The organism is Streptomyces sp. NPDC060028, assembly GCF_042736725.1.
Classification (GTDB): domain Bacteria; phylum Actinomycetota; class Actinomycetes; order Streptomycetales; family Streptomycetaceae; genus Streptomyces.
Genome location: NZ_JBHWVJ010000023.1, coordinates 18,718 through 31,229 on the forward strand (window position 1 = coordinate 18,718; position 12,512 = coordinate 31,229).

A 12,512-nucleotide genomic window follows, 5' to 3' on the forward strand; every position below is an offset into this window, starting at 1 on the left:
AGGTGCGCAGCCAGATCATGGTATCGGCCGGGTAGTGCCATGACTCAGGAAATAAGGGAGCGGAGCTTCTCGCGCGTCTCGGGGTCCGTCGAGTAGACGACCGTTCCGATCATTCCGCGGGTCAGCAGCACCTTGTACGTGTTGCGGATGAGACGGTCGACGTCTTCGTCCGGCGTCGCCTTGGTGAACGAAGGGTCCTTCGAAGCCGTGCGGTCGACCACCCATCGGTCGGTCCGCCAGACCAGGTCCGGGCCCATGATCACGCCCGACCAGTCGTACTCGAAGCCCTGCGCCGTGTAGACGCACCCGATCTGTCCGAATCCGGCAGGGTCGGTGGCCCAGAGAGGCGCGGGCGGGGCGCCGAGCAAGGCGCGGTCGCCGAAGAGGTTCCATGGCCTGGCCCAGTCGCCGATGACCACGTCGGTGGGCAGGGCGTGCATGCTGGAGGTAATCTTCGTCGTCCACTTCCAGCAGTAGCCTGCGGACATGCGAGCGCCGTAGCCCTGGGACCTCCGGGCGGCCAGGAAGTCCTCCAGCTCCTGCGGGCTGTCGGCAGCCCGGAGCCCCACTTTGCCGTCCGGCTCCCACGCGCTGGGTGCATTCCCTTCGATCCCCAAGAGGTCGACCACCCAACGCAGGTAGGCGTCGCTGCCCCCGCACCGGAACTGGCTGTCGAGCTCCACCACAGTGCAGTCCAAGCCCAGTTCGGCCGCGGCATCCTGGATCTGTTCCACGGTTCCCATCTCGCCCGGACGCACCACCTGGTGCTGGTCCAGCAGGAAGACCGGAACCCGAGCGGCATCCATCAGCTCCGCCACCTGCGGGCGGCCGGTCCGCAGAGTTGCCTTGGTGTAGCGGTTGGCAGAGGTCTTGCGGAGTCGGTGTGCCTCGTCGCATACGAGTACGTCGATGTCGTTCGGCTCTGACTCCATGAAGCTGTTGAAGTAGCGGAAGAGACGTTGGACCTCGGGCTTGCGGGCACCGGCGACTTTGCGCATCGTCTTGGTGAAGGACTGTGAGCCGGTGGCGTGCAGGGCCGGCACACCGCGTCGGTAGAGGTCGCCCAACAGGGAGAGGGCAATCACGCTCTTGCCGGAACCCGGCCCGCCGGCAACGACGACGACCTGCTTGTGGTTGGACCGCCGGGCCTGACGCACTGCCGACATGACTGTTTCGTAAGCCAGCCGCTGTTCGTCCAGCAGTACGAACTGCTCTCGATCGCGCACTTCTTCGGCGGCAACGGCCATCAGTTGCCGTGATGGCCGGATCTTGCCCTGCATCAGGGCGTCGGCCGCTTCGGCACCCGGCTTCGCCGCAAGCCTAGACCGGAGGTAGCCGAGGAAGGCGCCACGCTGGTCACCGGTGAACATCCGGCCGCGATCGTCTTCCGTGACGGCGCGGAGCCCGGCCACCCCGAAGTCGGTTGCGTTGTGCAGGTAGGCAACCCCCGCGACCGAGTCGGGAATCTGCTCCAACGCTCCGTTGAACGAGATGAGGTAGTCGCAGTAGCCGCGCACCTGCTCGATCGGGTTGAGGACCGGGTCCGGGTAGGCGTCGATGCGGCACAGCAGCGGATCACCCTCCTCGGGATAAGCCTCGCTCCACTGCTTCAGCTCGACCACCACGTACGAGGGCTCTCCGGTACTCGGATGAACACCGGCAAGTATCACGTCCGCGCGCTTGCTGGTAAGGGGCAGCGCGTACTCCAGTAGCATCTCGACTTCGCCGAGCCCCGCTTCGACGAGCGCGTTGGTGAGCGCCGGGATGCTCCGTTCCCAAGAGCGCACCTCCGATGGGTGGGGCCGGTGGCGGTGCCTGTGCAGGAAGTTCTCGCTCAGGAGCTCGGCCAGCCGTCCTTCAAGATGGGTGCGGTCGGCCAACGACGCCGCGGACTCACGGAACAGCAAGGAAGTGCCCCCAGGCAGCACGAAGTAGCTCGTGCGGGTGGGGGCATGTCCTTCGGTTCCACGGAAGTGGAGCGGAAGCCCGTCGGGCCGCTGAGATGGTCTCGCCATCCTAGAACAGGACGTGGATCATGCACCTGAGCTGGTCAGCAGTCTCATAGATGGGGAGAGGTAACGCTTCTCCGACGCACACAGCCCTTGCGTCGACGAAACGGGGGATCTGACCTGGGGTTTTGCCCAGTCTCCTACTCTTCAATGCGTTCTCAGGGACGCACCACGTGGAGTGCGTGGCGATTCTGGAGCCGGTCGCCAAGGGCGCCTGACCTGCGGGTTGGGGCAGTGTGCAGCCGGGGGTTTACGCGCTCCAGCCATGCGGCTGAGCGCAGTGACTTCCCTCCGGGCCGGCCGCCGTCCGGGAGGGCGCGCGCTGCTGCCGGTGCGGCTACGGCGGGCGGCCGTTCGTCGTGTCGACTGGGGCACGTCGTTCCGCGGCACCGCCCGCTGTATTCGCCTCCGGTTCGAGCCGGGTTTTCCGGACGTCGTCCTCCTCGCCGAGCGGCGGCGCGCCGCGTCCGGGGCCGGCTCGGTTGCGCCGCGTCGGTAGCGCGCCACCGGTGGCAACCGTGCCGGGTGTCGGGCGGGTGTCTTTGCAAAGCCTGTGCGGGGCACGGCGGTTCTGCGACACTGCAGTTCCGGGTGGGCGGGTGCGCGAGGGGCGGCGCTGTTGAACGTCATGGTGCTGTCGGGAGCCTTGGCGCTGGTGCTCGCGGGCCTTGCGGCCCTGGCCCTGAGGATCATCCCCGAGGCCTCGGTGGCCGTCGTCGAGCGAAACGGGCGCCACACCCGGATGCTGCACGCCGGACCCAACCTGGTGTTCCCGCCCTTCGACCGGATCCGCAACCGGATCGACCTGCGGGAACAGGTCGTCCCGTTCCCGCCGCAGCCGGTCATCACCCAGGACAACCTGGTCGTCAACATCGACTACGTCGTCTACTACCAGGTGACCGACGCCCGCGCCGCGACGTACGAAGTGGCCAGCTACATCCAGGCCATCGAGCAGCTCGCCATCACCACGCTGCGCAACATCATCGGCGGCATGGACCTGGAGCGGACCCTGACCTCCCGCGAGGAGATCAACGCGGCCCTGCGCGGCGTCCTCGACGAGGCCACCGGCAAGTGGGGCATCCGCGTCAACCGCGTCGAGCTCAAGGCCATCGAGCCGCCGACCTCCATCCAGGACTCGATGGAGAAGCAGATGCGCGCCGACCGCGACAAGCGCGCCGCCATCCTCTACGCCGAAAGCGTCCGGCACTCCGAGATCCTGCGCGCCGAAGGCGAGAAGCAGGCCGCCATCCTGCGCGCCGAGGGCGAGATCGAGATCGCGCAGATCCGCAAGGCGGCAGAGGCCCGGGACGCGCTCCTGATGCCGCTTCAGCCACGCTCGGCGCTCGCCCCGCCCGAGCCGAACCCGCCCGCCGTTCACCACGAGCCGCTGCGCCGGGAGGACCCGCGTCAGGTGGGCCGCTACCGGCTGTCGGCCCGGCTGGGAGAAGGCGGGATGGGCACCGTCTACCTCGGCCTGTCGCCGGGCGCCCGGCGCGTGGCCGTCAAGGTGGTCCGGGAGGAGCTGGCCGAGGATCCGTCCTTCCGCCGACGCTTCGCCAGGGAAATCGAGGCCGTGCGCCGCGTGGGCGGCTTCCACACCGCACCCGTGGTCGACACGGGCGCGGAGGACGCCCGGCCCTGGCTGGTGACGGAGTACATCCCCGGCCCCTCCCTGCACGAGGTGCTGCGCACCCACGGCGCGCTGCCCTCCCGGACCGTACGGACCCTGGCGCTCGGCGTGGCCGAGGCGCTGGAGGGCATCCACGCCTGCGGGATCATCCACCGGGACCTCAAGCCCAGCAATATCGTCATCTCGGATGCGGGACCCCGCGTCATCGACTTCGGCATCGCGCGGGCAGCGGACGGCACGGCGCTCACGCGCACGGACTTCGTGGTCGGTACCCGCGGGTTCCTCGCCCCAGAGCAGCTGACCGGTGTTCCGCTGACCGCGGCCGTGGACGCGTACGCCTTCGGAATGGTGCTGTGCCACGCCTGCGGAGCCGCCCCCTTCCCCGAGGGCGCCGTTCTCGACAACGCGCTGCGGTTGCTGCCCGGCGATCTGTCCGCGGTGGTGACGGACTGCCTCAGTTCGGACCCCGCGGACCGCCCCACCCCCACCGAGATCCTGCGACGGATCGCAGGCGCCGAGGAGAAGACCCTGACGGACTGGCTGCCGCGTGCCGTACGCACCCTGGTCGGCCTGCATCAGATGCCCACCGTCTCGGCACCCGGGGCTTGGGCAACCGCGCCCCGGGTCCCTCCCTCTTCCCGATGACACGCCACGGGGAGCGCGTCGCGGTTCCTGGAGACGGTGCGCGGCTGTCCGCGGTCACCGCGTCGGGAGGGCCAACACACGTTTGTCGTCACGGATGTAGAGCTGCTTGACGGCCGGGTCCGGGTCGGGGGACACGGTGATCGCGGACGTGGTGTAGCGCCAGAGCGCGCGGTGCGAGCGGACGTCGATCCCCCGCAGGCCCGTACCGTCCATGCTGTAGACCTGCTCGGTGCCCGCCACCGGGGCCAGGTCGCGGTCGGGGCGGGCGTCCTTCAGGGGGGTCTCCGCCCAGCGCACCTTGCCCGTACGGGCATCGACGGCGACGATGCCGCGGGTGCCCTCGACGGCGTAGACCACCCCGTCCCGGACCGTCGGGATGCCGTACCGGCGCTCGGCGGGCCTCAGGTCGCCCACCTCGCGGCCCGCGCCGAAGGACCAGGCCGTCGACCCGTCGGTGAGCCGCAGTGCCTGGAGGGTCGCCGTGCCGAGGTAGACGTGGTCCTCGTCCGTGGCCAGCCGGTGGGGCGGGGCCCCCGGCGCGGGCAGCGAGACGGTCCAGCGCTCCGCGCCGGTGGCGGGGTCGTGCACCGACAGGCGCAGGGAGTCGCCCCGGTTCACCGGGCGGCACACCAGCAGCCCCGCCCGCACGGTCTTGGCGCGCACGACGCAGGGGAGCGATCCGGCCAGGGAGGCCTCGGCGGGCGGCGCGGTGGCCCTGCGCCACAGCTCACCGCCGGTCTTCAGGTTCGCGGCGAGCACGAACCACTGCCCGTCCGCGACGGACTTGGCGCACAGGAACACGGTGTCGCCGTCCACGCACAGGATCTGGTTGAGCCGCTCGGCGCCGTCGAAAGCCGGCAGCCGTACGGATGTGTCCTGCTGCCCCCGGCCGCCCTGGGGGAGGCGTACGACGACGAGGGCCTTGTCGCCGGTCCCCTGCTCCTTCAGCCCGTAGAGCACCTTGCCGTCGGTGGCGATGCGCCAGGCGTCGGCGACCGTGCCCCGGTCCGAAAGGGGCTTGCCCTTCTGCGGGTTGAAGCCGAAGGCCCCCAAGCCTGCGGTCGCGATCAGCTCGTCGCCCGTACGCAGCGGCTCGCTGCCGGGTTTGGCGCTCACGGCGCCCGTCTCCCACAGGGCGGCCGGCGGCTGCCCCAGGGCGGGCGGAGCCTCCTCCTCCTGTCCCCGGGCGGACAGCCAGGCCCACAGCCCGCCGCCCGTGGCGAGCGCGACCCCGCCGGCCGCCGCGCCGGCGACCGTGAGCAGCCTGCGGCGCGACATGCCGCCGGCCGTGGTCCCGGCCGCGCCCCCGGCGTCGGGTACGGTCGCGGGTTCCCCGGCGGGGGCCGGGAGCCGGGGCGGCGGCTCCTGCCACACGGCCGCGGCGCGCCGGGCGATGTCCGCGAGCACCGGCCGCGGCAGACCGTCCGAGAACACCCCCGTGCCGGGGGCGAGCAGCTCGGCCAGCTCCGCCGTCGTGGGCCGCCGCGCGGGGTCCTTGTCCAGGCAGCGGGCGAGCAGCGGCGCCAGCGCCTGCGGTACGCCGCCCAGGTCGGGCTCGGCGTAGCGGACCCGGTAGAGCAGGTCGGCGGCCTGCCCGCCGCCGAAGGGGCCGTGCCCGGCGGCCGCGAAGAGCAGGACCCCCGCGAGCGCGAACACGTCACCGGCCGGGGTGTGTTCGAGCCCGGCGGCCTGTTCGGGCGACATGAAGGCGGGGGTGCCGGCCGCGACCCCCACGCCGGTCAGCCGCTCGGCGCCGAGGGCGCGCGCGATGCCGAAGTCGATGACCTTGGGCCCGGCGGCGGTGACCATGATGTTGGACGGCTTCAGATCGCGGTGCACCACGTCCGAGGCGTGCAGCCGGCCGAGCGCCCGGGCCAGGTCCGCGCCCAGGGCCCGGACCACCGGCTCGGGCAGGGGACCGGCGGCGGCGACCGCCTCGTCGAGCTGCGGGCCGATGACGTACTCGGTGGCCAGCCAGGGCGTCTCGGCCAGCGGGTCGGCGCCGAACACGCGGGCCCCGTGCCGGTCGCCGATGACCCGGGCCGCGTCGGCCTCCAGCCGGAAGCGGGTACGGAAGGTGGCGTCGGCGGCGATCCGGGCGTGCACGGTCTTGAGCGCGACCGTACGTCCGGCCGTCGAGCGGGCCAGATAGACCGTGCCCATGCCACCGCTGCCGAGCCGGGCCAACAGCCGGTGGCCGCCGAGGTGGTGCGGATCGTCATGGGCGAGCGGGGCGAGAGGGACGAGGGGGCCGCGCGCGGCCGGGGTGGGGAGCATCGGGATCAGTGCGCTTTCAGGGGCGGCGGGAACGAGTCTCGCGGGGCGGGCAGCTCCGCGGCGAGCAGCCGGGCGGACTGCGCCGCGAGCGCGGCGACGACCCGCCCCGGAGCCACCGGATCGGCCGTGTGATCGAGCACCGTCGCAACGGGCGCGGCGCCGTCCCAAGCGGGCCCGGCGGCGGTTCCTGCGGCGGTTCCGGCGGCGGTCCGGGCGGCGGGGACGGTGGCCCCGACGGCGCGCGCGGGCGCCGTGAGCATCCGGTGCAGCTCCTGGGCCGACCCGGGGCGGTTCGCCGGGTCGGCGGACAGGCAGGCGCCGACCAAGTCCCGGAGCCCGGCGGGGAGTTCGCTCCGCTCCGGCACCGTGTGGCCGGTGGCCGCGTACGCCAGCACCGCGCCGAACGCGAAGATGTCGCCCGGCGGTCCGGGCCGGCCGCCCGAGGCGCTTTCCGCCGCCAGGCATCCCGGGTCGAGCCCGGGGAGCCCCGTCCGGCGCACCCCGTCGGGGGCCGCCGCGCGTGCGGCGCCGAAGCAGCCCAGCAGCGGCCCGCCCGCGGTGAGCAGCACGGCGGCCGGCGACAGCCCCGCGTGCGCCACCCCCTGGGCGTGCGCGGCGGCCAGCGTCTGCGCGAGCGCCGCGCCGAGCCCGCGTACGTACTCCTCGGGCAGCGGCCCGCCGTACGCGTCGAGCACGGCCGGCAGCGGAAGTACGGGCGTGTACGCGGCCGCGTACCACGGGAACCCGGCCGTTCCGCCGACCTCGGCGACAGGGAGGAACCGCGGCAGCGACGGCGACAGCCGCCGGGCGCCCTCGGCCTCGAGGGCCCACCGCGACGGATCGGCCCCGACGCGCGGCACGCAGACGAGAACGGTGCGCTCCCCGTCGGCGCCGCGCGCGAGGTAGCGGCGTTCGGGGACGGCCCGTTCGGCGGGCGCGGCATCGAGCCGGGCCAGGGTGACGTACGGCCCGACGTGCGTCGGGTCGTCCTGACGAAGGCTTTCCATGCGTGTGGTCCCGTCCCCCGGGTCGGTTGCTCGGCCGCCCGAGCCTAAGCGGTTCCCGGCGGCATGCCGAAAACCGCCCGGCTCATCCGACCGTCGGCATGGCCGTGAGCTTCCCGCCGTTGACGAGGAAGACCCGGTTCCAGGCACCGGACAGCGCCCAGGCCCCCTTCGCCTCGGGCGCCCAGGTCCACAGCCGTACGCCCTGTGCCGCGGAGTACGCCGAGACGCCCTGCCCGCCGGGCTCGACCACCCAGATCGCGCGGCCCTGCACCACGGGCGGGGTGTGCGGAAGCGGGCCCCGTGCGGCGCGGCCGCGCGTCGCGGGCTGCCCGCGCTCGGGGTCCAGCGACACCTCGTACAGGGACGTGCCGTTCATGCCGTAGGCGAGGTCGGCGCCGAGCGCCAGCGGGCCCCAGCCGCCGGCGCCCTTCTGCGGGACTTCCGACGCCGCGGCCGACCACCGCTCGACGCCGGTCCGCAGGACACGGGCCGTCAGGCTCCGGCCGCCCAGGTAGACGATGTCCTTGTGGATCAGCGGCGCCATGGCGGACGGGGCCTGGCCCGCGGCCTTCCAGACCTGCGCTCCGGTCGCGGTGTCGAAGGTGATGACGGTGCCGTCCGTGCCGGAGACGACGAGCGCGTCCCTGCCCACCGCGGCCCGCGGCCCGGGTTTCGCCACGGTGGCCGCCGGGATCGGCGCGCTCCAGCGCACCGTGCGGTTGCGGGTCTCCACGCAGCGCAGCCGCCCGTCGCGGGTCAGCAGGTAGACCGCCGATTCGTCCGCGGCCAGCAGGCGTTCGGCGTCGGCGTCCGGCGCCGACCACAGCGGCTTGCCGGTGGAGGCCTCGAAGGCGTGCAGCGCGCCGGCCTTGTCCGCGACGGTGAACCAGTTCTCGGACAGCGCGAGGACGCCGGCCGCCGGCGAGACGTCCGCCAGCCGCCACTTCTCCTTGCCGTCGGTCGCCAGACGCGCCGCCAGGCCGCCGCCCGCGGCCGCGAAGACGACCACGTCACGCAGGGGCAGCGGGGTGGTGACGCTGCCGTCCTCGGGCTGCGCCGCCACCCGCAGCGGCCCCCACAGCGGCTTCGGGGCGGCGCCGGACCGCGCGTCCGAAAGCGACAGCGGCTGTGCGTTGCTCGGCAGGCCGGCCGCGGGGAACCGCCGGGGTTCGTCGCGCATCAGCCACCAGCCCCCGGTGGCGCCGCCCGAGGCCACCAGCACCCCGCCCGCCGCCAGCGAGGTGCGCAGCAGCCGCCGCCGCGACGGCCCGGCCCCGGACCGCGGGCCGCCGCCCGGTGCGCCCTGCGCGGCCTGGCGGGCGGCTTCGGCCGTCCGGAGCGCGATGTCCTCGGCCAACGGCCCCTTGCGCCAGGCCCGGTCCGCTCCGCGCGGCGGGTCGAAGGCACCCCCGACCTGGTCGGGCGTGGGACGGTACGCGGCCTCCTTGGCGAGGCACGGCGCGATGAGCCGGCGCAACTCATCGGGTACGGAGCCCAGTTGCGCCTCCCCGTGCACCACCTCGTACTGCACCGCGGCCACGTGCGTCCCGTCGAACGCGCGCTGTCCCGTGGCGGCGTACGCCAGCACCGCGCCCAGGGAGAAGACGTCCGCGGCCGGTCCCACGCGCCGCCCCAGGACCTGCTCCGGGGCGCCGTACCCGGGGGTGACCGGCACCTGACCGGTGGTGGTGAGCGTCAGCCCGTGCTCGGGGCGGGCGATGCCGAAGTCGATGATCCGCGGTCCCGTCGACGTCAGAACGATGTTGGCCGGCTTCAGGTCGCGGTGCACCAGCCCCGCGGCGTGGATGTCGCGCAGGGTGGCGGCGAGCGCGGCGGCCAGCGCGCGCACCCCGTCGGCGCCGAACGGCCCGTACCGGCGTACGGCTTCGTCGAGGGTGGGACCGGCCAGGAACTCGGTCGCGATCCAGGGCCGGCTGTCCTCGCTCTGCGCGCCCAGGACGCGTGCGACGCCACCGCTGGAGACCGCCTGCGCGGTGTGGGCCTCGCGCAGGAAGCGCTGGGCGAGGTGCGGATCGTGCGCGAGCTCGGGCAGCAGCACCTTGACCGCGGCGACGGCGCCGGCGTTGTCCCGGGCGAAGTAGACCTTGCCCATGCCGCCTTCGCCGAGGACGCCGAGGATCCGGTAGGGGCCGAGCCGGACCGGGTCGCCGGAGCCGAGGGGTTTCATGGGGTGCTGCTTTCTGTTCGGGGCCGGGCCCGATCTTAGGGCGGCGGCCGCGAGGCCGGACGGCAGGCCCACGTCAGACGGGCAGGCCCACGTCACGTCAGACGGGGAGGCCCGTCGGCTCCTTGATGCGCTTCATGATGATCTGGGAGTTGACCTCGGTGACGCCGGAGAGGGCCGTCAGCTTCTCGATCCAGAGGCGTTCGTACGCGCGCAGGTCCGCGACCGCGATGCGCAGCAGGCAGCCCGGGCTGCCGAAGAGGCGGTAGGCCTCGATGACGTCGGGGATGTCGTGCAGGGCGGACTCGAAGGCCTCCACCGCCTCGCGGTCGCGGCGCACCTCGACGGAGACCAGTACCTCGAAGCCGCGGTCGACCGCCTCTGGGGAGATCACCGCGCGGTACCCCTGGATGACCCCGTCCTGTTCGAGCTGGCGTACCCGGCGCATGCAGGGGGAGGGGGTCAGGCCCACGCGTGCGGCGAGCTCCTGGTTGCTGAGCCGGCCGTCGGCCTGGAGCTCACGCAAGATATCTCTGTCGATGGCGTCCATCACGCAATCATCCCCCATCGTACGTAACAGGAAGGGTTGAATCCGCAATCGCATTGCGCGTAGATCCCCCTACTATTGCCATCTATAGAAAATCTGTACGACCTCCGGGTGATTTGCGAGGGAAGGGCGGCCATGGGACGCATCGTCGTCATCAGCACGGGCGGCACGATAGCCAGCCGTTGGCAGGGATCCGGTTTCGCCGCGGACGCCGACGGGAGCGAGGTCATGGCGACCGCGCCGCTGCCCGAGGGTCTCACCGTCGAGGTCGTGGACCTGTTCAGCGTGAACAGCCCCCGGCTGACGACCGCCCACCAGCTCACCCTGCTGCGCACCGTGCACGAGGTGCTCGCCGACCCGGGCGTGGACGGCATCGTCGTCACGCACGGCACCGACACCCTGGAGGAGTCGGCCTTCCTGGTGGACCTGCACCACCACGACGCGCGTTCCGTGGTGTTCACCGGCTCGCAGCGACCCATGGGCACGGCGGACGGGGACGGCCCCGGCAATCTGTACGACGCGCTGCTGACCGCCGCGACGGTACGGGGGCTGGGCGTGCTGGTCGCCTTCGCCGGGCGGGTGCACGCGGCCCGCGGGACCGTGAAGACGCAGGCCGTGGCGCTGGACGCGTTCGCCGACCCCTCGAAGGAACTGCTGGGCAAGGTCGGCTTCGGCAAGGTCACCGTGCTGCGGTCGCCCCAGCGGTCGGCGGCGCTCGCGCTGCCTGCGATGCCGGAGCTGCCGCCGCGGGTCGACGTCGTCGTGCACCACGCCGACGGGGACGCCGTGCTGCTGAACGCCGCCGTTGCCGCGGGGGCGCGGGGGATCGTGCTGGTCGGGACGGGTGCGGGCAATGCGACCCCGGAGATCGTGGAGGCCGTCGCGGCCGCCGTGGCCCGGGGGGTGCTGGTCGCGCTGACCACGCGGGTCGCGGCCGGGCCGGTCACCGAGATCTACACGCACGGCGGTGCGGTGGACCTGGTCGCGGCCGGGGCCGCCGCGACGGGGACCCTGCGGGCCGGGCAGGCGCGGATCGCGGTGCTTGCCGCGTTGCTCGCGTCCGACGATGTGGCGGAGCAGGGCCGGGTCCTGCGCCGCGTGCTCGGCGCGGCCGGCTCGGTCCTGGTCGACGCCTGACCCCCTGCGGGGTTGCCGCGCCCGTCCGGCGCGGCCCCGCTGCCGGGGCTCCGCCCCAGACCCCGCGCCTCAAACGCTGGCGGGGCTGATTTTGCCGAAGGCCGTCAGGAGTTGGTCCGCCGCGGAGGTGGGGGTCAGGGTGCCCGCCCGGACCGCGGCCTCCAGGGTCGGCGCGAGGGACCGTACCGAAGGGTTCGCGCGCAGCCGCTCCAGCAGCTCGTCGCGGACCATCGCCCAGGTCCACTCCACCTGCTGCGCCGCCCGCTTGGCCGCCAGCCGGCCCCCCGCGTCCAGCAGCCGGCGGTGCTGTTCCAGCCGGTTCCAGACCTCGTCCAGCCCCGCCGACTCCCGCGCGCTGCACGTCAGGACCGGCGGGGTCCAGGCCGCGTCGGCCGGGTGCATCAGGCGCAGCGCGCCCGCCAGCTCGCGCGCCGCGGCCTTCGCGTCCCGCTCGTGCGGCCCGTCCGCCTTGTTCACCGCCAGGACGTCCGCCAGCTCCAGGACGCCCTTCTTGATCCCCTGGAGCTGGTCGCCCGTACGGGCCAGGGAGAGCAGGAGGAAGGAGTCGACCATCCCCGCCACCGTCGTCTCCGACTGGCCGACGCCGACCGTTTCCACGAGGACGACGTCGTAGCCCGCCGCCTCCATCACGATCATCGACTCGCGCGTCGCCTTCGCGACCCCGCCCAGCGTCCCCGCGGAGGGCGACGGCCGGACGAACGCCGCCGGGTCCACCGCGAGGCGTTCCATCCGCGTCTTGTCGCCCAGGATCGAGCCGCCGGTGCGCGTCGACGACGGATCCACCGCCAGCACCGCCACCCGGTGGCCCAGCGCCGTCAGCATCGTGCCGAACGCGTCGATGAACGTGGACTTGCCCACCCCCGGCACACCGCTGATGCCGATGCGCCGGGCCCGCCCCGAGTGGGGCAGCAGCTCGGTCAGGAGCTGCTGGGCCAGTGTCCGGTGCGCCGGCAGGGTGGACTCGACGAGGGTGATGGCGCGCGCGATGAACGCGCGCTTCCCGTCGAGCACCCCTTTCGCGTAGGCCTCGATGTCGATCTTCGGCACCGGCCGC

7 protein-coding genes and 2 pseudogenes are annotated in these 12,512 nt (G+C 73.3%); 3 read left to right on the forward strand and 6 right to left on the reverse strand.

Annotated elements, in window-relative coordinates:
• Positions 1-44: 44 nt before the first annotated feature.
• Positions 45-1,907, reverse strand: coding sequence for a DNA/RNA helicase domain-containing protein (locus ACFWBF_RS14130; protein WP_385600244.1), 1,863 nt, complete (start codon positions 1,905-1,907; stop codon positions 45-47).
• 793 nt (positions 1,908-2,700) lie between these two features.
• Between ACFWBF_RS14130 and ACFWBF_RS14135 the strand changes: the two are divergent.
• Together ACFWBF_RS14135 and ACFWBF_RS14140 are read left to right on the forward strand one after the other, a co-directional pair.
• Positions 2,701-3,315: pseudogene (locus tag ACFWBF_RS14135) on the forward strand (SPFH domain-containing protein); the annotation flags it as partial.
• A 126-nt stretch (positions 3,316-3,441) separates the two neighbouring features.
• Positions 3,442-4,284: pseudogene (locus tag ACFWBF_RS14140) on the forward strand (serine/threonine-protein kinase); the annotation flags it as partial.
• A gap of 54 nt (positions 4,285-4,338) precedes the next feature.
• Here the strand turns inward: ACFWBF_RS14140 and ACFWBF_RS14145 are convergent.
• The 4 genes from ACFWBF_RS14145 to ACFWBF_RS14160 all read right to left on the reverse strand — a co-directional run bounded on the left by ACFWBF_RS14145 (position 4,339) and on the right by ACFWBF_RS14160 (position 10,303).
• A complete protein-coding gene (locus ACFWBF_RS14145; protein ID WP_385600246.1) occupies positions 4,339-6,561 on the reverse strand; it encodes a protein kinase in 2,223 nt (740 codons plus the stop codon).
• 5 nt (positions 6,562-6,566) lie between these two features.
• Positions 6,567-7,568 carry a serine/threonine protein kinase gene (locus ACFWBF_RS14150; RefSeq protein WP_385600249.1) on the reverse strand — a complete coding sequence of 334 codons (1,002 nt, stop codon included), beginning with the start codon at positions 7,566-7,568 and terminating at the stop codon, positions 6,567-6,569.
• An 82-nt stretch (positions 7,569-7,650) separates the two neighbouring features.
• Entirely contained in the window at positions 7,651-9,756 is a 2,106-nt protein-coding gene (locus ACFWBF_RS14155; protein ID WP_385600252.1) for a PQQ-binding-like beta-propeller repeat protein, read from the reverse strand.
• Positions 9,757-9,853: 97 nt separating this feature from the next.
• A complete protein-coding gene (locus tag ACFWBF_RS14160; protein ID WP_385600255.1) occupies positions 9,854-10,303 on the reverse strand; it encodes an Lrp/AsnC family transcriptional regulator in 450 nt (149 codons plus the stop codon).
• A gap of 132 nt (positions 10,304-10,435) precedes the next feature.
• Here ACFWBF_RS14160 and ACFWBF_RS14165 point away from each other — a divergent pair, with 132 nt between their 5' ends.
• Positions 10,436-11,437 carry an asparaginase gene (locus tag ACFWBF_RS14165; protein WP_385225012.1) on the forward strand — a complete coding sequence of 334 codons (1,002 nt, stop codon included), beginning with the start codon at positions 10,436-10,438 and terminating at the stop codon, positions 11,435-11,437.
• A 69-nt stretch (positions 11,438-11,506) separates the two neighbouring features.
• On the opposite strand, the gene meaB is transcribed toward ACFWBF_RS14165, so the two are convergent.
• Positions 11,507-12,505 (reverse strand): methylmalonyl Co-A mutase-associated GTPase MeaB, encoded by a 999-nt coding sequence (gene meaB, locus ACFWBF_RS14170; protein ID WP_385600257.1) that lies wholly within the window; start codon positions 12,503-12,505, stop codon positions 11,507-11,509.
• Between the last annotated feature and the right edge of the window lie 7 nt (positions 12,506-12,512).

What these genes read in the sequence shown, in the direction of transcription:
- ACFWBF_RS14165 (WP_385225012.1), top strand. Translation starts at nt 10,436, where the DNA reads ATGGGACGCATCGTCGTCATCAGCACGGGCGGCACGATAGCCAGCCGT.
- ACFWBF_RS14145 (WP_385600246.1), bottom strand. Translation starts at nt 6,561, where the DNA reads ATGCTCCCCACCCCGGCCGCGCGCGGCCCCCTCGTCCCTCTCGCCCCG.
- ACFWBF_RS14150 (WP_385600249.1), bottom strand. Translation starts at nt 7,568, where the DNA reads ATGGAAAGCCTTCGTCAGGACGACCCGACGCACGTCGGGCCGTACGTC.
- ACFWBF_RS14160 (WP_385600255.1), bottom strand. Translation starts at nt 10,303, where the DNA reads ATGGACGCCATCGACAGAGATATCTTGCGTGAGCTCCAGGCCGACGGC.
- ACFWBF_RS14155 (WP_385600252.1), bottom strand. Translation starts at nt 9,756, where the DNA reads ATGAAACCCCTCGGCTCCGGCGACCCGGTCCGGCTCGGCCCCTACCGG.